Below are 21,461 nucleotides of genomic sequence, written 5' to 3'. Positions count from 1 at the left end.
GGAATATCGATGGCCGCACAGCTCCTCGCGGGAGTGCAACGGTACCTGGACCGGATCCTGGTGGGCCTGGGCGTGCTGCTGATGTTCTGGATCTGGCACCTGGGCCATCTGGAGTGGGGCGCACAGAGGTATGTCCCCACCTGGATGGACGACCGGATCCTGTTGTTCGTCGCCCCGCCCCTCCTCCTCGCCGCCTTCGGGCTGGTGCGTGCCGCGTTGGCAGGAGCGTTCGCCTACCCGCTGGTGGTGGTCGTCGGCGAGCTCCTCGGCGGTGCCGCCTGGGACCTGCAGGTCATGTTCCTCGGCGAGGAGCATGAGCCGCTGCACGCAGGCTGGTGGATCGCGGTGGCGCTCTACGTCTGGGTGGTCCTCGGGGCCACCTGGGGCGAGGCCCGAGCGCGGCGCTGGGCGAGGATGGAGGCGGAGGAAACCTCGCCTGCACAGCCGTGACCCAGATGTAACGCAGTGGAAACGTGGGCCACTTAACATGGAGTTCCGTGCATGAACCGAACACCACCCGTCATATCTTCGTCACCGGGGGCGTCGTCTCCTCGCTGGGTAAGGGCCTCACGGCCGCCAGCCTCGGCACGCTGCTGGTAGGGCGCGGTCTCCGCGTCACCATGCAGAAGCTGGATCCGTACCTCAATGTCGACCCGGGCACCATGAACCCGTTCCAGCACGGTGAGGTCTTCATCACCGACGACGGTGCGGAGACCGATCTCGACATCGGCCACTACGAGCGCTTCCTGGATGTGAACCTCACCAGCAGCGCCAACGTCACCACGGGCCAAGTCTATTCCACCGTGATAGCGCGCGAACGACGCGGCGAATACCTCGGCCAGACCGTGCAGGTGGTGCCACACATCACCGACGAGATCCGCGACCGGATGCTCTCGATGGCCGGGCCGGACGTCGACGTGGTCATCCACGAGATCGGGGGGACCGTCGGCGACATCGAGTCCCTGCCGTTCCTGGAGGCCGCCCGCCAGGTCCGCCACGAGGTGGGCCGTGACCGGGTCTTCTTCCTCCACGTCTCGCTCGTGCCGTACCTGAAACCGGCAGCCGAATTGAAGACCAAGCCCACGCAGCACTCGGTGGCCGCGTTGCGTCAGGTAGGTATCCAGCCCGACGCGATCGTGTGCCGCTCGTCGCTGGAGGTGCCCGCCGCGATGAAGCGCAAGATCGCGCTCATGTGCGACGTGGACGAAGAGGCCGTGATCAGCTGCGCCGACGCGTCGAGCATCTACGCGATTCCCCGGGTGCTGCACTCCGAGGGGCTCGACGCCTACGTGGTGCGCCGCCTCCAGCTGTCCTTCCGCGACGTGAACTGGAAGGCCTGGGATGAGCTCCTGAGCCGCGTCGAGCAGCCCGCCGAGCGGGTGACGGTGGCGTTGGTCGGCAAGTACATCGACCTTCCCGACGCCTACCTTTCCGTGTCCGAGGCGCTGCGGGCCGGCGGTTTCGCGCACCGCGCGGCCGTCGACCTGCGTTGGGTCGCCTCCGATGACTGCGCCACCCGTGAGGGGGCGGCCAGGGCCCTGGAGGGGGCCGACGCGGTCTGCGTGCCGGGGGGCTTCGGCATCAGGGGCGTGGAAGGCAAGCTCGGGGCGCTGACGTATGCCCGCGAACACCGCGTTCCCACGCTCGGCCTCTGCCTGGGGATGCAGTGCATGGTGGTCGAGGCGGCCCGCAACCTGGCCGGGCTGGGAGGAGCGTCGTCGACCGAATTCGATGCCGACACCGAAGAGCCGGTCGTGGCGACCATGGCCGAGCAGAGCCACATCGTGGCCGGAGACGGCGACCTGGGCGGCACCATGCGGCTGGGTTCCTACCCGGCGCTCCTGCGCGAGGGAACTGTCGTGCGCAGGGTCTATGGTGATGCCAGGGTCGAGGAGCGCCATCGCCATCGCTACGAGGTGAACAACGCCTACCGCGCACGTCTCGAAGAGGCGGGTCTGGTGGTCTCGGGCACCTCGCCGGATTCGCAGCTTGTCGAGTTCGTCGAACTGCCGGAGGAGGTGCATCCCTTCTACGTGGGCACGCAGGCGCACCCCGAACTGAAGTCGCGCCCGACGAAGCCGCATCCGCTGTTCGCCGGGCTGATCGGAGCCGCGCTCGCGGCACGGAAGGGGTAGCACATGCGCGTCGACGAGCCGATGAAGTGGCCGGTGCGGAGCCGGGAGGTGCTGGGGTCCGGCAGGGTGACGACCTTCGTGGAGGAGACAGTCGCCACTCCGTCAGGCGAGGAGATCACCCGGCAGTTCATCACGCATCCCGGCGCGGTGGCGGTCGTGGCATGGGAGGAGAGCACCGACGAGATCGCCGTGCTGCGCCAGTACCGCCACCCGGTCGGTCTGGAACTGGTGGAGATCCCCGCCGGTCTGCTGGATGTCGACGGGGAGGCGTGGGTCCTCAGCGCCCAGCGTGAGCTCGCCGAGGAGATCGAGCTGGCAGCAGACCGCTGGGACGTGCTGGTCGACATCCTCACCACGCCGGGCTCGTCGGAGGAGTCGCTCCGGATCTATCTGGCCAGGGACGTGCGCACCGCCGCACGCCCCGAAGGCTTCGTGCTCGAGGGCGAGGAGGCGCACATGACCTGGTCCTGGGTGCCCAGGCAGCACCTGGTCGACGAGATCCTGGCTGGGCGCTGCCAGTCGCCGTCGCTGGTGGCCGGGGTGCTCGCCTTCGAGACCGCCCGGCTGTCCGGTCGTCTCGAGGACCTGCGGCCGGCGGACGCCGCGTGGCTCGCCCGCCAGGAGTGAGCGCGCTGGCGCGGGCGCGCGACGACTACCTCAACCACGTCCGCGTCGAGCGGGGGCTCGCCGCCAACACGGTGGCGGCCTACCGCCGCGACCTGGCCCGCTACGTCACCTTCCTGTCCGAACGGGGCATCCTGTCGGTGGCGGAGGTGACAGCCGTGGAGGTGACCGAGTTCGTCCGCGAGTTGAGCACCTCCCAGGCGAGGTCCTCGGTGGCCAGACACGTCGTCAGCGTGCGCACGTTCCACCAGTTCTGCGCCGAGGAGGGCCTGGCGCCGCAGAACCCGGCGGCGGAGGTGTCTCCGCCGAAGCTCGAGCAGCGGCTGCCGAAGGCGCTCACCGTCGCGGAGGTCTCACGGATCCTGGACGCACCGGACCGCACGGAGGTCGTCGGCCTTCGGGACGCCGCCCTGTTGGAGTTGCTCTACGGCACCGGTGCCCGGGTCTCGGAGGTGTGCGGGCTGGACGTCGACGACGTGACCGCCGCGCTGTCCGAACCTGACGTCGGCATCCGCCTGCTCGGCAAGGGTGGCAAGGAGCGGTTCGTCCCCCTGGGCAGCTACGCGGCCAAGGCGTTGTCCGCCTACCTGGTGCGCGCGCGGCCGGCGCTGGCGCAGACCGCGAAGAAGCACACGCCGGCGCTGCTGCTCAACCAGCGCGGCATGCGGCTCAGCCGCCAGTCCGCGTGGTCCGTCATCCAGCGCGCTGCGGAAGGCGCCGGCCTCGACGTGGACGTGTCGCCGCACTCGCTGCGCCACTCCTTCGCGACGCACCTGCTCGACGGGGGAGCAGACCTCAGGGTGGTGCAGGAGTTGTTGGGCCACTCGTCGGTGGCCACCACCCAGATCTACACCCTGGTGACCATCGAGCACCTCCGCGAGGTGCACGCAGCGGCCCACCCGCGGGCCCGCTGAGCCACCGGTTCCTAGAAGGCGGCCAGGTTCATCGGCGGCTCTTCCACCTGGAACAGGCGTGAGAGCCGGCTGATGGCGGCGGGCTCACCCTGCACCAGCCCGGACAGGGCCAACTCCGACGCGGAGCGGTCACCGTGCCACATCGACGCGAGCACGTCGATGGGCAGCTTCACCTCCGCTGCCTGCTCCGAGGGTGCAGCGGCGCCGCGCCCGTCCCGCGCGCTGACCCGCCAGGTGCCCTGGCCGTAACCCATGGCGTCGGAGATCTCGACGACCACGTCGCCCTCACCGTCGAAGCCGCGCTGGGCGGTGGCCGATGGGAGGTCGAGGAGGCGCAACCACACGGGGTCGTCGCCTTCCTTGGCGGTGACCGCCCACGGGTCGACGAGGGACGCCGCCAGCGGATCTCCAGGAGGGGAGAGGGGATAGGTCAGCCGCTCGACCAGGTCCATCTCCGCCAAGGTGCGCCAGAGCGCCCGGTTGACGGCCTGGTCCGCAGCGCACACCTTGCGCACGGCCGTGGTGATGGGGGTCTCGTCCCAGCCCTTGGGCGTGAACAACGCGAATCCGTCCACCTCGCCGGTGGGGGAGAAGTGCACCGCGCACCGCAGCGAGCGCGCGGGGCCGTTCTCCCCGGAATCCCAGAGGCCGGTGTCCACCAGGAAGTGGCCGTGCAGGTGCCCGACGGCGCCCCGGAAACGCGCCTGGTGCGCGGTGACCAGGCGCTCCCAGTGGTCGCGCAGGAAGGACGGCGGGACGAACTCGACGGTGCCTGGTGCGGCCGGCACGTCGGCCCTGAGCGAGAAGCGCCTGGTGTCGACCTCGATGGGGTGGGTGTGGGTGGTGATGCCGAATCCGAAACGGCCGTAGATGGTCGCTTCTGAAGCCGTCAAGGTGGCGAGCGGCATGCCGTGCCCGCGTGCCGCGTCGAGTTGTTGGCGCATCATGTGCTTCAGCAGGCCGCGGCGGCGGTGGCTCGGCCGGACCGCGACGGTGTTGATCACCAGGGCGTCGACGAGGCCGCGTCCGCAGTTGATCGTGGTGGGTGCCGCAGCGAAGGCCGCGACCGCCTCCCTGCCCGTCAGGCCGGGCCCCTCCGTCGTCACCCTGCCCAACCACGCACGGTCTTCGCGGCGGTGCTTCCGGTAGGTGGCCAGCCCCTCGTCAGAGGCGCGCTGCTCCAGGAAACTGAAGCGGAACACATCGAGATAGTCCGCCCAGGCGGGGCTGTCGTCCGGGGTGTCGAGCGGCATCAGATCGTATTCGTAGGGTGCTTGCACGCCTTCGACTCTAGTGCCCGGTATCCGGGGACAGATATGCCCGGACCACCTCATACGTGGTCCGGGCTCGCGTCACTTCTATCGGTTCGAAGTGGCTACCGGGCGACGACACGCCGACGAATCGGCAAACTTCCGGTGAATTCCGGTCATTCTGCTGACACGGGGCGAAGAGCGGTGTAGACATGTCCATACGCACTTCCTTTCGGGGAAGAGCGGGAAGGGAAAGTCCTACTTTCGATTGCTGCAGGTTTGATCCAGTAGCACCCCACCCGGCGAGGTGGGTGAGAAAATCCGGATGCCCTTCCAGGCAGGTGGGCCGCCACCACCCGCCACACCCAGGTGGCCTGACCAACTCATACTTGGTCAGGCCACCGCCCTGTTCAGGGCCGCTCGGAAGAAATAGACCAGGGGTGCGTCCACTAGGCTGGTCCCCACTTGCAGAGAAGTAGGAGGCAATGCGGTGGCGGATAGCGGCCTGTTTGAAAAGCCCGAGTTCCAGGTACCGGATGCACCGGGGGAGTCGACCCTCATCGATACCGGTGTGATCGGTCCCACGGGCCGACCCCTCCCAACCTTCCCGGAGCCTGAGCGACCCGCCCCCGGCGCCCCGAAGAACGCCATCATCATGTCGATGACCAACCAGAAGGGCGGCGTCGGGAAGACCACCACGGCCATCAACCTGGGTGCCGCGTTGGCGGAAACGGGCCGCAAGATTCTCCTCGTCGACTTCGACCCGCAGGGGTCCCTGTCGGTGGGCCTCGGCGTGAATCCGCACACCCTGGACCGCTCCATCTACAACCTGCTGCTGAGCCGCGAATACGAACCGCGCGAGGTCATCATGGAGACCACCGTGGCCGGCCTCGACATCCTGCCCAGCAACATCGACCTCTCTGCGGCCGAAGTGCAGCTCGTCAGCGAAGTGGCCCGGGAGCAGACGCTCCAGCGCGTCCTGACCAAGGTGCGCTCCAGCTACGACTACATCCTCATCGACTGCGCTCCCAGCCTGGGGCTGCTCACGATCAACGCGCTCACCGCCAGCGACTATGTCGTCGTGCCGCTGGAGTGCGAGTTCTTCGCGCTGCGCGGCGTGGCGCTGCTGACCGACACGATCGCCAAGGTGCAGGACCGGCTGAACCCGGAGCTCGAGGTCATGGGCATTCTCGGCACCATGTACGACGCCCGCACCCTGCACAGCCGCGAGGTGCTGGAGCGCGTGGTCCAGGCCTTCGGCGACGACGTGTTCCACACGGTCATCCGTCGCACCATCAAGTTCCCGGAGACGACGGTGGCCGGCGAGCCCATCACCACCTACGCCTCGGCTTCCCCCGGCGCTGACGCCTACCGGCAGCTGGCGCGAGAGGTGTTGTTGAGGAGCGAGGTGTGAGCAAGCCCAAGCGCGCCGAACTCCCCGGGGCCTCGGAGCTGTTCCGGCCGACGAGGCAGCCGCGCGAGGCGACGCCGGAGGCACCACCTGCAGAGGCCCAGGCCGCCCCTGCCGTGCAGCCGGTGGCAGAGCTCGCCGCTGACGCGGCCGCACCCGCGCCCACCGGCCGCGTCCGGCACGACCACAAGATCACCGTCTACTTCAGCGAGGACGAGCTGCTCGCCCTCGAGGACGCCAACCTCGACCTGCGGCGCACGCATGGCATCCGTGTCGACCGGGGGCGCATCGTGCGCGTGGCCGTCGCGCACGCGGTGGCAGACCTCGCGGCGCGCGGCGGCGCCAGCGACCTCGTGGCCGAGCTCAGACAGCAGTGAGCAGAGGACGGGCACAGTCGGAGCAGCGCGACGAGCTGCCGGGCTTCGAGTTGCGGTTGAGCAACTTCGAAGGACCCTTCGACCTGCTGCTCGACCTCATCTCCCGCCGTGAACTGGACATCACCGAGGTGGCGCTCAGCGCCGTGACGGATGAGTTCATCGCCTACGTGAAGTTGGGCGGGGAGGTCTGGGACCTCGACAGGACCAGTTCCTTCCTCGTCGTGGCCGCCACCCTGCTCGACCTCAAGGCGGCCCGCCTCCTGCCCGGAGGTGAGGTGAGCGATCCCGAGGACATCGCGGCGCTGGAGGCCCGCGACCTCCTGTTCGCCCGCCTCCTGCAGTACCGCGCGTTCAAGAAACTCGCCGAGTGGGTGGCGGAGTCGATGAACGGGGCCGAGTCCACGCATTGGCGGCCCGGCGGCATCGAGGAGCAGTTCCGCGGTCTCCTGCCGGAGGTGGAACTGACGCTGACCCCCGACGACGTCGCCCGGCTCGCGGCGGCCGCGATGGTCCCGAAGCCTGCCCCCGTCGTCGAGCTGGGCCACCTGCACGGCAACACGGTCAGCGTCCCGGAGCAGGTTACGCTCATCGCCGAGAGACTGCGCCGCGAGGGGGCGGCCACGTTCAGGTCGCTCATCTCGGGCGCAGACCGGCTCACCATCGTGGTGCGCTTCCTGGCCATCCTGGAGTTGTTCCGGGCACAACAAGTGGCCCTCGAACAGCTCGAACCGCTCGCCGAACTGACGGTGCGGTGGACCGCCGGCGATGAGGCCGCCGTCGAGGTCACCGACGATTACGGACCACAACCCGAACTGGAGGATGCATGAGCACCCACGGCGCCCTCGAGGCCATCCTGCTGATGGCCACTGAGCCGACTACCACGCAGGAGTTGGCCGCAGCGCTCGACCTGACCGTCGATGAGGCCGACCGTTCGCTGGACGAGATCGCCGCCTTCTACGAGGAGAACGGACGCGGTATCCGGCTGCGACGCATCGCCGGCGGCTGGCGCTTCGCGACGGACCCGGCGCTGGCGGACGTCCTGGAGGCCTGGCTGGTCTCGGACCAGCGCTCCCGGCTGACCCAGGCGGCCCTCGAAACCCTGTCCGTCATCGCCTATCTGCAGCCGGTGACCCGCGGCCGGATCTCGGGCGTGCGCGGCGTGGGCGTCGACGGCGTGGTCAAGACGCTGCTCGTGCGCGGGCTGATCACGGAGGCGGGGGAGGACCCCGTCACCGGAGCCATGACGTTCGCGACGACGCCGCTGTTCCTGCAGAAACTCGGCCTGAATTCATTGAAGGAATTGCCGGACTTGGCGCCCATGCTGCCTGACGCCGTAGCCTTGGAAGCTGAGCTGGGACAACTCGCCGCCGCGATGGCGCCTGAGGCCCGGCCCGAGGAGGAACGCGAAGATGAACGACCAGCCTGACAACGAAAAGACCGAGGGCATCCGCTTGCAGAAGGTGCTGGCCTCGGCCGGCCTCGCATCGCGGCGTGCCAGTGAACTCCTCATCGAGGAGGGACGGGTGGAGGTCAACGGCAAGATCGTCACTGAGCAGGGCATGCGCGTCAATCCCGAGACGGACCACATCCGGGTGGACGGCTCGCGCATCCCGCCGCCGCGCCACAACCTGTACCTCGTGATGAACAAGCCGCGGGGTGTCGTCTCCACGATGGAGGACCCGGAGGGGCGCAAGACGCTGCTCGACTGCCTGCCCAGGCTGCGGGAGCGGATCTTCCACGTCGGCCGCCTCGACACAGAGACCGAAGGGCTGATCCTGCTGACCAACGACGGCGAGTTCGCCCACCGCATGGCGCACCCCAGCTACAAGGTCACCAAGACCTACACCGTGCAGGCTGCGGGAGTGATGGACAACCGCACCATCAAGCGCCTGGAGAAGGGCGTCACGCTCGAGGACGGCCCCGTCAAGCCGGACAAGGTCAAGCTCGTCTCCCGTGCCGCCAACAGGACGCTGATCGAGGTCTCCCTGCACGAGGGCCGCAACCGCATCGTCCGCAGGATGTTCGACACGGTCGGCCACCCCGTCGACCGCCTGGCCAGGACCGCGATCGGTCCCGTCCGGCTCGGCAACCTGCCGGTGGGTGAGATCCGGGAACTGACCAGGGAGGAACTGGGCGAACTGCTCGACCTCGTGGGCATGTGACCTGGCCGGGCCAACAGACGGGTGCGCTAGGTTGAAGGTCAAGGAGGTGGCCCATGGCCGGGTACGAGGACTTTGACTTCGACTTCGACGCGACCCAACAGGGCGCCTGGGAGGAGTTCACCACCCGCCTCGACGAGGTGTTGTCGGTGATGGATTCCACCGCGGACCTGACGATTTCGGTGGCGTCGGCCAGGAAGCCCGGCGACGGGGAGGCTGACGAGCCCCCCGGCATCCGGTTCTCCGTGATTGAACCCGGGGTGATCGCCGCCTCCGTCAAGGGGCCCGACGGCGGGGCGCCCACAGAGGCGCAGGCCGAGGGCCTGCACCGCCTGGCATGGGACCAGCCCAATGACGAGTGGGACACGTTCCACACCGTGGTGGACCAGGAGAACTCGGCGGCCCTGGCGCAACTCGCCACCGAGACCCTGGCGGAGGTGTTCGGTGTGCTGCACCCCATCTTCCTGGAGCCGGACCAACTGGCCGAGATTTTGAAGGGACAGACCGACTGGGTGCCGCTGACGCCCAAGCCGCTCAGCAGGGACCAGATGGCCGTGATGCCGGCCAACCGGACGGACCTGGACCACCTCGTGGACCACGAGTTGGCCAAGGCCTACGGGCATCCGCCGCTGCGCAATGACCAGGGTGACGTCGCCATCCGCTTGGGGTCCACCATGGTCTTCCTCCGTTCCACCCCGGACGCGGCGGAGCTCGTGCTGTTCTCGGCGCTCGTGCATGAGGTGGGCGGCCGTTCGCGGGCGTGTGAGGTGCTCAACGACCTCAACGTCGAGGCCCGTTACGGCCGCTTCGCGCTCCACCGTGACCGGGTGTTCGTGCAGATCTCGGTGGCCGCGAAGCCCTTCGTCGCGGCCCACCTGCACCAGGCGTTGCTGCACCTCAGCCAGATCGCCGACGGCATCGACGACGCGTTGGCCACCAAGCTGGGCGGCCGCACCACGTTCAGCGGCTGACAAGCGATACAGTTTGAGATATGACCGATCCGCATCAGGTGACCTACTTCTCCCGGCTCGATGGCGACGAATGTTGGGCGTTGCTGGGTGAGACCGTGATCGGTCGCATCGCATGGCAGGGCAACGACGGCATCATCGTGGTCCCCGTGAACTACCAGGTCGTGGATCGCACCATCATCTTCCACACCGACACCGATTCCAGCCTGGCGAAGCTCGCCGATGGCAGGAAGGTCTCGTTCCAGGTGGACGAGATCGACCCGGATTCGGCCATCGGTTGGTCCGTCCTGGTGCAGGGCTCCGCAGGGGCGGCGGACCCGGCCGTGACGAACAAGAGCTGGCTCGACGGTGACCTCGCCGTCGGTATCGCCGTGACCGCCGCGTCGATCGACGGGCGTGTTGTCTCCGGAACGAAGAAGGGCTGAGTCATGAACGAAAAGACAGCTCCGCTGGTTGTCGTCGGCGTCGACGGCAGTGATGACGGCTTGCGGGCCGTGCGGTTCGGCACCGGTGCCGCACTCCGGATCAACGGCGAACTGCTGCTGGTCAACGCCGTCGACGACACGCTCATGGCCGGCGCCTGGGGTGTCGTCTACGACCCCGAGGTGCTCCAGTCCGCCGGAATCACCGCCAACGAACAGGCCCGGGACGTGGCACTGAGCATGGGGCTGCCGGAGCACCGCATCAAGACTGAGGTCGTGATGGGCTCGCCGGGCGGCGTGATGACCAGGCTGAGCGAGGTCGCCGAGCTGGTCGTCGTCGGGCGCCGCGCGGCGTCCGGCCTCGAGCGCATGTTCGTCGGCTCCACCTCCGTGGCCGTGGTGGCCAACGCCTCGTGCCCCGTGGTCGTCATCTCCGCCGCGGCCCACCCTGACCCCATCGGTGGCCGTGGCATCGTCGGCGTCGGGCTGCAGACCAGCCCGGGATCCGAGAAGACACTGGAGGCCGGCTTCCAGCAGGCCCAGCGTCTCGGTGCGCGCCTCGAGATCGTGCACGCCATCCAGCCCCCGGTGGGCCTATTCGCCCGTAAGCTCTCGCCGAACGAACTCGACGAGCAGGTGCGCTTCGCGAAGGGTGGCATCGAGGCGATCGCCAACGAGGTCGCCCAGTCCTACCCCGACGTCGAGTACCGCGTCGAGGTGGCGGCAGACAGCCCCATCAACGAGTTGGTCAGCCGCAGTGCGGGCTACGACCTGCTGGTGGTCGGCGTGGGCGATTCACACATCCCGGGCTTCTCCCTGGGCGGCCTCATGCGTGGCCTGTTGGCCCACGCGGAGTGTCCGCTGTTCGTCGCGCGCGGATGACTGAGGCCCCCACCGAGCCCACCGTCGAGGTCGATCCGCAGCTACCCATCGCTGCAGAGACCGAGCACATCGCTGAACTGATCCGCCGGCACCAGGTGGTCGTCGTGGCGGGCGAAACAGGTTCCGGCAAGACCACGCAGCTGCCCAAGATCTGCCTCATGGCTGGGCGCACGCACATCGCGCACACGCAGCCCCGTCGGATCGCTGCGCGCACCGTGGCGCAGCGCATCGCCGATGAGTGCGGCGTCGAGTTGGGCGACTTCGTCGGGTACCAGGTCCGCTTCACCCGCAAGGTGACGGCGGCCACCCGCATCAAGGTGATGACCGACGGCATCCTGCTGTCGGAACTCACCCACGACAGGCTGCTCAGCCGGTACGACACGATCATCATCGACGAGGCGCACGAGCGCAGCCTCAACATCGATTTCCTCCTGGGCTACCTCAAACAGTTGCTGCCGAAGCGCCCGGAGCTGCGGGTGATCGTGACCTCGGCCACCATCGACACGGCCCGCTTCTCAGAACACTTCGGCGACGCCCCGGTCGTCGAGGTCTCCGGCCGCACCTACCCCGTCGACACCAGGTACCGGCCGCTGGACGAGGGCCAGGACGAGATCGACGGCATCGTGGGGGCCGTCGAGGAGATCCTCACCGAGCCGGGCGGCGGCGACATCCTCGTGTTCCTCAGCGGGGAGCGCGAGATCCGTGACGCGGCGGAGGCCATCGAGGGGCTCGGGTCCGGGCTCGAGGTGCTGCCGCTGTTCGCGCGGCTGTCGGCGGCTGACCAGCAGAAGGTGTTCTCAGGACACAGCCGACGCCGGGTCGTGCTGGCCACCAACGTGGCCGAGACCTCCATCACCGTGCCGCGCATCCGCTACGTCATCGACACCGGCCTGGCCCGCATCTCGCGCTACTCGACGCGCACCAAGGTGCAGCGGCTCCCCATCGAACCGGTGTCGCAGGCATCCGCGAACCAGCGCGCCGGCCGGTGTGGTCGTCTCGGCCCCGGGATCGCGATCCGGCTCTACTCGGAGGAGGACTTCGAGTCGCGGCCCAAATACTCAGATCCGGAGATCCTGCGCACCAACCTCGCCACCGTGATCCTGCTGATGGCCCAGGCGGGCCTCGGTGACGTCGAGAGCTTCCCGTTCGTCGAGGCCCCCGTGCTGGGCCAGATCAATGACGGCGTCCGCGTGCTCAGCGAACTCGGCGCGATCCACCCCCGCCCCCGGCACGCCCAGGTGCGGCTCACGCGCACGGGCCGCATGCTGGCCCGGATGCCGGTGGACCCCCGGCTGGGGCGCATGATCATCGAGGGCGCCCGCCGCAGGACGCTGGCCACCGTGCTGGTGCTCGTAGCAGGCCTCACGGTGCCCGACATCCGGGAACGCCCGGCGGAGTTCCAGAACCAGGCGGACCAGCTGCACCGCCGCTTCTGGGGCATCGAGGCGAAGCCGGACGCCGAGGGCGAGGCGCCCAAGCGCCACACGGCCCATACCGGCACACGCAAGGAAACCGCGCCCAGGCCGTCGCTGGAGGGCGGCGACTTCGAAGCCCTCCTCAACATCTGGAACTACCTGCACGAGCGTCGACGAGAGCTCTCGGGCAACCAGTTCCGCCGGATGTGCCGCGCCGAACACCTCAACTTCGTGCGGTTCCGCGAGTGGGAGGACCTCGTCTCCCAGCTCCGGGAGGCAGCCAAGGAACTGGACCTCGACACCCGCGGCCACGGGCCGACCGACCAGGTGCTCAGCAGCCTGTTGAGCGGGCTGCTCTCCAACGTGGGCGTGGCCGAGGAGCAACGGGGCAAGCGCGAGCCGGGCAAGCGTCGGCCGCTCCAGGAGTACCAGGGCACCCGCGGCGCGCGGTTCGCCATCCAGCCGGGCTCCGCGCTGGCCAAGTCCACCCCGCCGCTCGTGATGGCCTTCGAACTGGTGGAGACCTCCCGCCTGTGGGCCCGCACCGTGGCCGGGATCAAGCCGGAATGGGTAGAGGAGGTGGCCGGCCCACTGCTGACCCGCACCGTGTCTGAACCGGTGTGGTCGCAGCGCTCGGCCAGCGTGGTGGCCAACGAACGGCTGACGCTCTTCGGCGTACCGATCGTGGCGGGTCGCCGCACCGACTACGCCAAGGACCACCCCGAGGAGGCGCGCGAGATCTTCCTGCGCACCGCGCTCGTCGAAGGGGAGTGGGACACCCGCAACCCCGTCGTCCGGGACAACCGCGCGGTGATCCAGGAGGCGGAGAAGATGACCGACCGGATGCGCCGGCCGGACCTCCTCATCTCCGACGAGGCGCTCTACGCCTTCTACGACGCACGGGTGCCCAGCGACGTGGTCTCCGGGGCGACCTTCGACAAGTGGTTGCGCTCGACGCCGAAGAGTGACTGGCCGTTGCTGATGATCGACGACGCCATCGTCGACGCCACCCAGTTGCGCCCCAGCGACTTCCCCGACAGGTGGACGTTCGGCGAACACAAGCTGCCCATCGACTACACGTTCGACCCGGGGGCTGGCAGCGACGGCGTGACGCTCAAGCTGCGCTTGGAGCTCCTCGGCCAGCTCGACGCCGACGAGTTCTCCTGGCAGGTGCCGGGCCTGCGTCGGGAGTTGGCCACCGAACTGATCAGGTCGCTGCCCAAGTCGGTGCGCACCAACTTCGTGCCCGCGCCGGATTTCGCTGCGAGGGCGCTGGCCTGGCTCGAGGAGCGTGGCCAGGTGGGGGAGGGCGCCTTCCCCGACGCGCTGGCCCGGGCGCTGACCGCGCTCACCGGAGTCGTCGTCGAGGGCCGGCAGTTCGCGCCGGAGGCCGTGGGCAAGCACCTGCGTCCCACCTACGTGGTCCTCGACGAGGACCGGGAGGTGGCCCGGGACGTCGATCTCGAGGGGCTGCGGCGGAAACTGTCGCCCAAGGTGGCCGCGAAGCTGACCGCCTCCGCGGGAGACAAGGCCGCCACCGGACAGAAGGCGTGGACGTTCGGCGACGTGCCGCGCGAGGCGACCGTGGGCAAGGGAGTCGTGGGGTACCCGGCGCTCGTGGACGAGGCCACCGCCGTCGGGCTGCGGGTCTTCGACTCGGCGGCTCGGGCAGAGGTTTCGCACGCCCAGGGCGTCCGGCGCCTGCTGACCCTCACCAACCCGGATCCCACCAAGTGGGTCGTCTCCCACCTGGGGCGCGTCGAGAAGTTGGCGTTGGCGGACTCCGCCTACCCGAAGGTGCCGGAGCTGCTGGCCGACGCGTGGCTCAAGGCCGGCGAACAACTGGCCCTCCAGCAGGGTCCGCTCGACGGCGTGCGCACCGAGGCCGACTACCGTCAGGTGGCGCTGGAGGTGCGGCAGGAATGCCCCGGCCAGACGCTGCAGGTGGTCAACACCGCCGCGCATGCGCTGACGGCGGTGACGCAGGCACGGATCCTTTTGGGCGCACTCCCTGCCAGCGATGCTTTACGTTCCGACGTGAGCGCGCAGCTGGACAACCTGTTCTTCAACCGCTTCATCTCGGCCACGCCGGATCCCTGGTTCGCGCACCTTCCGCGCTATGCCCAGGCCGCCGTCGTTCGGCTGCAGGCTGCGGCGGCCAATCGCGCCCGCGACGACAAGGTCGCCGTCGAGTTGTATGACGTCGAGGACGCCTACGCGGAGCTCACCGAACGGCAGCCGCCCGGCCCCCTCAGCCGTGACGTGGAGGAGATCGCGTTCCTCATCGAGGAGTTCCGGGTCAGCCTGTTCGCCCAGCAGTTGCGCACCGCCGTTCCCGTCTCGGCCAAACGCATCCGTCAGGCCATCCGGCAGGCTGGCTGAACCCGTTGTGGCACGATGGAACCCGTGCCTAAAGACGTCGCTGAACTCATTGCCCTGTTCGATCTCAGAGAGATCGGGCAGTCGAGTTTCCGCGGGCCGCACCCCCAGACCTATCTTCAGCGGCTCTTCGGGGGGCAGGTGCTCGGCCAGACCCTGGTGGCGGCCGCACGCACCGTCCCACCCAGCCGGCGGATCCACTCCCTGAACGCCTACTTCCTGCGCCCGGGGGCCAACGACGCCCCGCTCGACTTCGAGGTCGAACTGGTGCGCGACGGGAACACGTTCAGCAACCGCCGTGTCGTGACCCGGCAGGGCGATCGGGAAATCTTCATGATGACGGCCTCGTTCCAAGAACCCGAGGAGGGCCTGGACCACTCCGCCTCCCCACCTCACGATGTCGCCGTGCCTGACGCCAGCCCGCCGCTGCGCGAGGTCCTCGAGCGTCGCTTCGGGGCGCCGTTCAAGCTGCTGGCCGAATGGGACGCGCTCGACGTGCGGCTGGCCGCGCGGCCGGACCGCACGGATTCCGGTGGCTCCATGAAGGCGTGGGTACGCACCCGCCAGCCCATGCCCGACGACCCGGTGCTGCATGCGGCGGTGCTGGCCTACCTCAGCGACATCACGCTGCTCAGCGTCACCACCGTCCCCCACGAGGTGGAGTTCCTGTCGCCGCAGATGCAGGCGGCCTCCATCGACCACGTGATGTGGTTCCACCGCCCCGTGCGGGTGGATGAATGGCTGCTGTACGACATGCTCTCGCCTTCGGCCTCACACGCTCGCGGGTTCGCCACCGGCAGGCTGTTCCAGGACGGTCAGGCGGTGGCCAGTTGCGCCCAGGAGGGGCTCATCCGGGTCGTGACATAGGACACGGCCCGTGCCCTGGGGGAAAGGCACAGACCGTGTCCGGTTCAGAGGTGACCTGCTCGGTCAGGCGGCGATACCGTGCGACTCACGCATCGTCGCCAACGCGGCACGCTCGATTTGGCGCACGCGTTCCGCGGTGATGCCCCAGTGGCTGCCGATGTCTGCCAGCTTGGCCTGCCGGCCGTCCAGCAGCCCGTAGCGGCGGCGCACCACGTCCTGCGAACGCTCGTCGAGGTCTGAAAGCATCCCTTCGAGGCGCGCGCGCTCTTCAGCGTCGAGCACCATCTCGTCGGGGCCGGGGGCGGTCTCGCGGGCGATCAGGTCACCCAGAGCGGTGTCGCCGTCAGCCTCGACCGGGGCGTCGAGCGAGACGTGGTCTCGGGAGTAGCGCAGGAGGTCCACGATGCGGCTCTCCTCGAGGCCCAGTTCTGCGGCGATCTCAGTGATCTCCGGTTCCCGGCCCAGTTCGCGCTCAAGGTTGCGACGCGTGGCCGAGACCTGGTTGACCTGCTCGGCGACGTGCACCGGGAGGCGCACGATGCGGCTCTGCTGGGCGATGCCGCGCGAGATGGCCTGGCGTACCCACCAGGTGGCGTACGTAGAGAACTTGAAGCCCTTGGCGTAGTCGAACTTCTCGACGGCGCGGATCAGGCCGGTGTTGCCCTCCTGCACGAGGTCGAGCAACGGCATCTGGGCGCGTCCGTAGCGGCGTGCCACGGAGACCACGAGCCTCAGGTTGGCCTTCACGAAACGCTGGACGGTACGTTCACCCTCCGCGGCGAGTTCGCGCAGTTCGTCCTCGGTGGCCTTAACCGTGGTGTCGATCTCACCGTCGAGGATTTTCTGCGCGTAGAGCCCGGCCTCGATGGCGCGGGCGAGTTCAACCTCTTCCACAGCGGAGAGCAGGGGAGTCTTGGCAATTGCGTCGAGGTACAGGCCAACGGAGTCCTTGCCCTCGATACCTTCGGTGCTTCGCATGCGCGCAGTACGATTCATATTCTTCAGACCTTTCGCCAGTCGTCACCCATATCAACGAAAGCGGCGCGGAGTTGGTTCCATCGGTTTTCCGCAGGGAACAGAAATCATCCTCAAGTACCAGCGGATCCCTGAGGGCGCCAGGGGGACGGGTCCACCGATTGGTTTGAAGGGGAACATCCACCGTGCAAGAATGGACGGTGCGTCACCCTTGACTGAGGCGGGGCGGCGCATGCGCAAATTGCAGTCGACGGCCTCGAGAGGACCACAGTGACCGAGAACGCTGAAGGCACCGGCAAGACACCCCGTACCCGCCGGAGCACGAAGAGCGCCGCCGCTGAGGAAACGCCGGCCGTGAAGCGGACCACCACGCGTAAGCCTGCTGCAGCCAAGACTGCTGCCGCCACCAAGACGACGGCCACCCGCCGCACCACCGCGGCGAAGGCCGCCTCCGCCAAGAAGGAGCCGACCATCGCGGAGGCCTCCACCGGCGAGGTCGAGGTTCAGTTCCAGCGAGATGGAGACGACGTGGTGCTCACCGTGGGCGGAAAGAAGCGCACGCTCGACGACGTGGACGAGGCGACGTTCAACGAGGTCGAAGTGGCCAAGGACGAGAAGGAACTCGTCGAGGAGGAGCAGGGCTTCGCCCTCTCGGATTCGGACGACGCGGACGAACCCGAACAGCAGGTCGTCTCCGCCGGAGCCACCGCTGACCCCGTCAAGGACTACCTCAAGCAGATCGGCAAGGTGGCGCTGCTCAACGCCGTCCAGGAAGTCGAACTCGCCAAGCGCATCGAGGCCGGCCTCTTCGCCGAGGAACAGCTCTCGTCGGACACCCCGCCCCCCACGAGCCAGGACGTCGAAGACTTCCAGTGGATCGCCGAAGACGGCCGCCGCGCCAAGAACCACCTCCTCGAGGCCAACCTCCGCCTGGTGGTGTCGCTGGCCAAGCGTTACACCGGCCGCGGCATGCTCTTCCTCGACCTGATCCAGGAGGGCAACCTCGGCCTGATCCGCGCGGTCGAGAAGTTCGACTACACCAAGGGCTACAAGTTCTCCACCTACGCCACCTGGTGGATCAAGCAGGCCATCACGCGCGCCATGGCAGACCAGGCCCGCACCATCCGCATCCCGGTGCACATGGTGGAGGTCATCAACAAGCTCGCCCGCGTCCAGCGCCAGATGCTGCAGGACCTGGGTCGCGAACCAACCCCCGAAGAGCTCGCCGTCGAGCTGGACATGACGCCGGAGAAGGTGGTCGAGGTCCAGAAGTACGGGCGCGAACCCATCTCGCTGCACACGCCGCTCGGCGAGGACGGCGACTCTGAGTTCGGCGACCTCATCGAAGACTCCGAGGCCATCGTCCCGGCGGACGCGGTCAACTTCACGCTGCTGCAGGAACAGCTCAACGACGTTCTCGACACGCTCAGCGAGCGCGAGGCGGGCGTCGTCCAGATGCGCTTCGGCCTCACCGACGGGCAGCCCAAGACCCTGGACGAGATCGGCAAGGTCTACGGCGTCACGCGCGAGCGCATCCGCCAGATCGAGTCCAAGACCATGTCGAAGCTGCGCCACCCGTCGCGCTCGCAGGTTCTGCGCGACTACCTCGACTGACCGCAGACGAAAACAAGAAGGCCACCCGGAGCGGGTGGCCTTCTCTGCGTTGTGGGGGATCAGCTGAAGCGGACCATGTTGTTGAGGATCTCCTTCTCCACCCAGACGTAGCGGCCGCCCCGGTTCTCAACGACGTCTGCGCTGGCGTAGGTGCGGCAGCCGTTGCGGCCGGTGAGGGCGGTGTCGCACTCGGTGCGCCAGGTGCGGCCACCGTCGGTCCACGTGTACCTGCCGCCCACCACACCGTTGGCGGCGAGCGGGTTGTTCTTCCACGTCGAGCGCGCGGTGTCCTTGTACGTCAGGTTGTTGAACGCCCAGCCGTTCACCTGAACGAAGCGGCCGCGGTCGTCGTCATCGCCGTCATCCCACGTGACGATGGTGGCCTGGATCTCGGTGCGGCAGCGCTCAGTGGCGGAGTACGGCTCGCAGACCGTGCGCCAGCGGCGGCCGTTGACCAGGTGCTCACCGGGCGTGATGTAGATGTCGACGGCAGGCGCGCTCGGGGAGGGGCTCGGAGCAGGGGCGGTGCCGGTGAGGCCGCGGCACTGGTCCTCTGCCGAACCCTTCACGACGTTGCCTGCGCCGGTCGGGGCCGGGAGGTTCTCCTTGCACTGCAGGTTGCCGTCGACGACGTTGTTGTTGACGCTGATGGCGGCGCGGTTCTCGAGGAGCTGCACGTCCCCACCCACGCGGGCGCCGTTGATCGTGACGGCGCCGGTGGCGTACTTGACCTGGATGTTGCCGTTCACGCGGGCACCGGAACGCACCACGACGGAGACCGGCGACTTGCTCTCGGCCTGCACGCTCCCGTCGACGTAGCCGCCGTTGATGGTGACGGAACTTCCCGCGCCCAGGATGACGTTGCCCTGTGTGGTCACGTCCGTGAGGGTGCAGGAGGCGCCGCCGGGGATGATGACGTTGTCGTCGCCCACATTCCGGCCGGAGAGTGTGCCGGTGCAGGTGACGTCGGCGGCGGCCGTCTGGGCGGTGACCGCCAGGCCGGTGAGGGCGAGGGCGGCTGATGCTGCCACGCTCAGGAGTCGCTTCATCGGGGTTCCTTTCGTCGGTCGGCGTTGATCGCCGTGGGAACCACTCAACCGGGCGTCACTGAAGCGTGGATGGGTTCAGGATGAGAGATCTCTCATCCTGGCGATCGCGACGAAGTTCGTCAGCATCCGGTGCACCGCAGGAGTCGGCTGCGTGGTGAGCGCGTAGTGGACCAGCGTGTCGGTTTCGGCGGGCTCGAAGTAGCCGGCGTCACGGTAGATCCGGATCCGGTCTGCGAGGCCCCGGGAATCGAGCTCGGGATGGAACTGGGTGGCGTAGACGTTGCGCCCCACCCGGAACGCCTGCACGGGGCACGCGGTGCCGGTGGCGAGCAGGGTGGCGCCGGGTGGGAGCCTCCTGCACGCCTCCTTGTGACCCACGAAGGCTTCGAACTGGTTCGGGACGCCGTCGAAGATGGGGTCCTTGTGGCCCTCGGACGTGACCGTGGCCACCGTGGTGCCCACCGCTTCACCGAAGGTGCGGTCCACCACCCCGCCCAACCGGTCAGTGAGGGTACCGACGCCGTAACACAGCCCCAGGAACGGGAAGTCGCGCTCCACCACCTCGTCGATGATCCCGTTGAGGTCGGCCTCGACCCGCCGCTGCAGTGGCGACTTCTCAGTGTCGCTCGCGTTGAAGGGACCTCCGCCGAGGAAGATGCCGGCGTAGTCGTCGAGATCCAGTTCGGGCAGGGGCTCATCCTCCACCCGCAGTTGGACGAGGTCTGCGTCGGTCAGTTCGGAGAGCCGCACCACCGCCTCGCGTTCGCCCTCCGCCGCGTCGTCCTCCGGCCGGGTGCTGAGCAGCAGGAACGGTTTCACGTGGCCTCCTTGAAATGCGGCTTCCCCGCGCGCAGTTCGTCGACGATGGATCTGGTGACGGCACGCATGTCGCCATCGGTGGCCGCGGCCACCCGGCGCTGCCGCAGGTAGCCGGGGCCCTTCTCGACCAGTTCGCGGACGTGCTCGAACTGGGCGTGACAGCCCAGATCCTCCGCGACCGGCCCCAACTTGTCGAGCCAGTAGAGGATCCCGTCGGTGGCATGGATGATGTGCTCGTCCTTGCGGACGCTGATGATGTCTGCCGAGAGCCCGTAGCGGGCAGCCCGCCATTTGTTCTCCCGCATGAACCAGTGGGGGAGCCTGTCGAGGACCTCGCCGCTGGCCAGGATCCGCGACATCCGCTCGACGAGCGTCTGGCTGAGGGCCGCCAACGCCCCGATCTCCATCAGGGTGGGCACCGAATCCATGATGCGGTTCTCGACCGTGCCCCACTGCGAGGGACGCACGTCCCATCGGATCTCGGAGGGGTTCTGGATCATGCCCGCGCCTTCGAGTTGGGAGGCGAAGGTTTCGAGTTCCTTCCAGTCGGCCATGTGGTACGGCAGACCGTTGGTGGGCAACTGCTGGAAGACCATGGTGCGCTGCGAGGCGAACTTCGTGTCCTCGCCCTGCCAGAACGGCGACGAAGCAGACAGCGCGATGAAGTAGGGAGTGAAACGCGACAGGCCGTAGACGATGGGGAGCGCCTTGTCCCTCTTGTCGATGCCGACGTGGATGTGGAGCCCGTTGATGGCCATCTGCTGGCCCCACCAGCCGTTGCGGTCCGTCACGCGGCGGTACTGCGGCTTCTCGTAGGGACGCTGGTGGGCAGGGTTGCCGAACGGGTGGGCACCCGCCCCCAGCAGGGTCATGCCGCGGGGTTCGAGGACGGAGAGTGCCCAGTCGCGCAGGCGCTCCATCTCCGCCACGGCAGAGGCCACCGTCGGGTGGACGCCGGTGACGAACTCCACCATGGACTGCAGATACTCACCCCGGATGGGGCCGTCGACGGGGTCTTCGACCTTCTCCAGCAGTAGCGGCGCGCCCGGCACCTGCTCAAAGGTGGTGGTGTCGACGATGGCGAGTTCCCACTCGATGCCGATGGTGGACTGCTTCGACTGGCCGAACTTGATCTTCATCGGGCCTCCCCGGACGGTTAGTGCGCAGATTAGTCTACGGCGGTGGATTGCCCCCGGTCGTT

20 protein-coding genes are annotated in these 21,461 nt (G+C 68.2%); 15 read left to right on the top strand and 5 right to left on the bottom strand.

Annotated elements, in window-relative coordinates; genetic code table 11:
• Window positions 1-9: 9 nt before the first annotated feature.
• From C3E87_RS12220 to xerD, 4 genes are read left to right on the top strand one after another with little or no spacing between them, the layout of a single operon-like run.
• Window positions 10-450: a hypothetical protein gene (locus C3E87_RS12220; protein ID WP_076063295.1), complete on the top strand. Its 441-nt coding sequence runs from the start codon at window positions 10-12 to the stop codon at window positions 448-450.
• Window positions 451-497: 47 nt separating this feature from the next.
• Window positions 498-2,135: a CTP synthase gene (locus C3E87_RS12215; RefSeq protein WP_076063293.1), complete on the top strand. Its 1,638-nt coding sequence runs from the start codon at window positions 498-500 to the stop codon at window positions 2,133-2,135.
• A gap of 3 nt (window positions 2,136-2,138) precedes the next feature.
• Window positions 2,139-2,762: an NUDIX domain-containing protein gene (locus tag C3E87_RS12210; RefSeq protein WP_076063290.1), complete on the top strand. Its 624-nt coding sequence runs from the start codon at window positions 2,139-2,141 to the stop codon at window positions 2,760-2,762.
• Window positions 2,759-3,673, top strand: a complete 915-nt coding sequence (xerD, locus tag C3E87_RS12205) for a site-specific tyrosine recombinase XerD (RefSeq protein WP_076063288.1) — start codon at window positions 2,759-2,761, stop codon at window positions 3,671-3,673. Before C3E87_RS12210 ends, xerD begins: the two co-directional genes overlap by 4 nt.
• An 11-nt stretch (window positions 3,674-3,684) precedes the next feature.
• Here xerD and C3E87_RS12200 read toward each other — a convergent pair whose 3' ends face one another.
• Entirely contained in the window at window positions 3,685-4,953 is a 1,269-nt protein-coding gene (locus C3E87_RS12200) for a GNAT family N-acetyltransferase (protein ID WP_076063286.1), read from the bottom strand.
• A 460-nt stretch (window positions 4,954-5,413) separates the two neighbouring features.
• Here C3E87_RS12200 and C3E87_RS12195 point away from each other — a divergent pair, with 460 nt between their 5' ends.
• From C3E87_RS12195 to C3E87_RS12150, 10 genes are read left to right on the top strand one after another with little or no spacing between them, the layout of a single operon-like run.
• Window positions 5,414-6,337 carry a ParA family protein gene (locus tag C3E87_RS12195; protein WP_369819273.1) on the top strand — a complete coding sequence of 308 codons (924 nt, stop codon included), beginning with the start codon at window positions 5,414-5,416 and terminating at the stop codon, window positions 6,335-6,337.
• Window positions 6,334-6,711: a hypothetical protein gene (locus tag C3E87_RS12190; RefSeq protein WP_076063284.1), complete on the top strand. Its 378-nt coding sequence runs from the start codon at window positions 6,334-6,336 to the stop codon at window positions 6,709-6,711. The genes C3E87_RS12195 and C3E87_RS12190 overlap by 4 nt, the downstream gene beginning before the upstream one ends.
• Window positions 6,708-7,538: a ScpA family protein gene (locus tag C3E87_RS12185; RefSeq protein ID WP_076063281.1), complete on the top strand. Its 831-nt coding sequence runs from the start codon at window positions 6,708-6,710 to the stop codon at window positions 7,536-7,538. Before C3E87_RS12190 ends, C3E87_RS12185 begins: the two co-directional genes overlap by 4 nt.
• Window positions 7,535-8,137 (top strand): SMC-Scp complex subunit ScpB, encoded by a 603-nt coding sequence (locus tag C3E87_RS12180; RefSeq protein ID WP_076063279.1) that lies wholly within the window; start codon window positions 7,535-7,537, stop codon window positions 8,135-8,137. The genes C3E87_RS12185 and C3E87_RS12180 overlap by 4 nt, the downstream gene beginning before the upstream one ends.
• Window positions 8,121-8,873 carry a pseudouridine synthase gene (locus C3E87_RS12175; RefSeq protein WP_076063277.1) on the top strand — a complete coding sequence of 251 codons (753 nt, stop codon included), beginning with the start codon at window positions 8,121-8,123 and terminating at the stop codon, window positions 8,871-8,873. Before C3E87_RS12180 ends, C3E87_RS12175 begins: the two co-directional genes overlap by 17 nt.
• 53 nt (window positions 8,874-8,926) lie before the next feature.
• Window positions 8,927-9,841, top strand: a complete 915-nt coding sequence (locus C3E87_RS12170) for a hypothetical protein (protein WP_076063275.1) — start codon at window positions 8,927-8,929, stop codon at window positions 9,839-9,841.
• Window positions 9,842-9,861: 20 nt separating this feature from the next.
• Window positions 9,862-10,263 carry a pyridoxamine 5'-phosphate oxidase family protein gene (locus C3E87_RS12165; protein WP_076063273.1) on the top strand — a complete coding sequence of 134 codons (402 nt, stop codon included), beginning with the start codon at window positions 9,862-9,864 and terminating at the stop codon, window positions 10,261-10,263.
• 3 nt (window positions 10,264-10,266) lie between these two features.
• A complete protein-coding gene (locus C3E87_RS12160; protein ID WP_076063271.1) occupies window positions 10,267-11,142 on the top strand; it encodes a universal stress protein in 876 nt (291 codons plus the stop codon).
• The gene (hrpA, locus tag C3E87_RS12155; RefSeq protein WP_076063269.1) at window positions 11,139-14,939 is read left to right on the top strand and encodes an ATP-dependent RNA helicase HrpA; all 3,801 of its coding nucleotides are present in this window, start codon (window positions 11,139-11,141) and stop codon (window positions 14,937-14,939) included. Before C3E87_RS12160 ends, hrpA begins: the two co-directional genes overlap by 4 nt.
• A 15-nt stretch (window positions 14,940-14,954) precedes the next feature.
• Entirely contained in the window at window positions 14,955-15,803 is an 849-nt protein-coding gene (locus C3E87_RS12150; protein ID WP_255698367.1) for an acyl-CoA thioesterase II, read from the top strand.
• A 63-nt stretch (window positions 15,804-15,866) separates the two neighbouring features.
• On the opposite strand, the gene C3E87_RS12145 is transcribed toward C3E87_RS12150, so the two are convergent.
• Entirely contained in the window at window positions 15,867-16,799 is a 933-nt protein-coding gene (locus C3E87_RS12145) for an RNA polymerase sigma factor RpoD/SigA (RefSeq protein WP_076063267.1), read from the bottom strand.
• 219 nt (window positions 16,800-17,018) lie between these two features.
• On the opposite strand from C3E87_RS12145, the gene C3E87_RS12140 reads away from it, so the two are divergent.
• Window positions 17,019-18,392, top strand: a complete 1,374-nt coding sequence (locus tag C3E87_RS12140) for an RNA polymerase sigma factor (RefSeq protein WP_076063266.1) — start codon at window positions 17,019-17,021, stop codon at window positions 18,390-18,392.
• Window positions 18,393-18,451: 59 nt separating this feature from the next.
• Here C3E87_RS12140 and C3E87_RS12135 read toward each other — a convergent pair whose 3' ends face one another.
• The 3 genes from C3E87_RS12135 to C3E87_RS12125 all read right to left on the bottom strand — a co-directional run bounded on the left by C3E87_RS12135 (window position 18,452) and on the right by C3E87_RS12125 (window position 21,399).
• The gene (locus C3E87_RS12135) at window positions 18,452-19,441 is read right to left on the bottom strand and encodes a hypothetical protein (protein ID WP_076063263.1); all 990 of its coding nucleotides are present in this window, start codon (window positions 19,439-19,441) and stop codon (window positions 18,452-18,454) included.
• Window positions 19,442-19,516: 75 nt separating this feature from the next.
• Window positions 19,517-20,260, bottom strand: coding sequence for a glutamine amidotransferase (locus C3E87_RS12130; RefSeq protein WP_076063261.1), 744 nt, complete (start codon window positions 20,258-20,260; stop codon window positions 19,517-19,519).
• On the bottom strand, window positions 20,257-21,399 hold the full coding sequence (locus C3E87_RS12125; RefSeq protein WP_076063259.1) for a YbdK family carboxylate-amine ligase: 1,143 nt from the start codon (window positions 21,397-21,399) through the stop codon (window positions 20,257-20,259). The genes C3E87_RS12130 and C3E87_RS12125 overlap by 4 nt, the downstream gene beginning before the upstream one ends.
• Window positions 21,400-21,461 lie beyond the last annotated feature (62 nt).

Source organism: Tessaracoccus sp. ZS01, from assembly GCF_022342445.1.
Classification (GTDB): domain Bacteria; phylum Actinomycetota; class Actinomycetes; order Propionibacteriales; family Propionibacteriaceae; genus Arachnia.
The sequence above is the reverse complement of the archived record's forward strand: the minus strand, read 5'-3'. Positions and strand labels throughout refer to the sequence as shown.

Coding starts and splice junctions, on each gene's coding strand:
- C3E87_RS12125 (WP_076063259.1), bottom strand. CDS start 21,399: ATGAAGATCAAGTTCGGCCAGTCGAAGCAGTCCACCATCGGCATCGAG.
- C3E87_RS12210 (WP_076063290.1), top strand. CDS start 2,139: ATGCGCGTCGACGAGCCGATGAAGTGGCCGGTGCGGAGCCGGGAGGTG.
- C3E87_RS12170 (WP_076063275.1), top strand. CDS start 8,927: ATGGCCGGGTACGAGGACTTTGACTTCGACTTCGACGCGACCCAACAG.
- C3E87_RS12180 (WP_076063279.1), top strand. CDS start 7,535: ATGAGCACCCACGGCGCCCTCGAGGCCATCCTGCTGATGGCCACTGAG.
- C3E87_RS12160 (WP_076063271.1), top strand. CDS start 10,267: ATGAACGAAAAGACAGCTCCGCTGGTTGTCGTCGGCGTCGACGGCAGT.
- hrpA (WP_076063269.1), top strand. CDS start 11,139: ATGACTGAGGCCCCCACCGAGCCCACCGTCGAGGTCGATCCGCAGCTA.
- C3E87_RS12135 (WP_076063263.1), bottom strand. CDS start 19,441: ATGAAGCGACTCCTGAGCGTGGCAGCATCAGCCGCCCTCGCCCTCACC.
- C3E87_RS12165 (WP_076063273.1), top strand. CDS start 9,862: ATGACCGATCCGCATCAGGTGACCTACTTCTCCCGGCTCGATGGCGAC.
- C3E87_RS12145 (WP_076063267.1), bottom strand. CDS start 16,799: ATGAATCGTACTGCGCGCATGCGAAGCACCGAAGGTATCGAGGGCAAG.
- C3E87_RS12175 (WP_076063277.1), top strand. CDS start 8,121: ATGAACGACCAGCCTGACAACGAAAAGACCGAGGGCATCCGCTTGCAG.
- C3E87_RS12150 (WP_255698367.1), top strand. CDS start 14,955: ATGGAACCCGTGCCTAAAGACGTCGCTGAACTCATTGCCCTGTTCGAT.
- C3E87_RS12220 (WP_076063295.1), top strand. CDS start 10: ATGGCCGCACAGCTCCTCGCGGGAGTGCAACGGTACCTGGACCGGATC.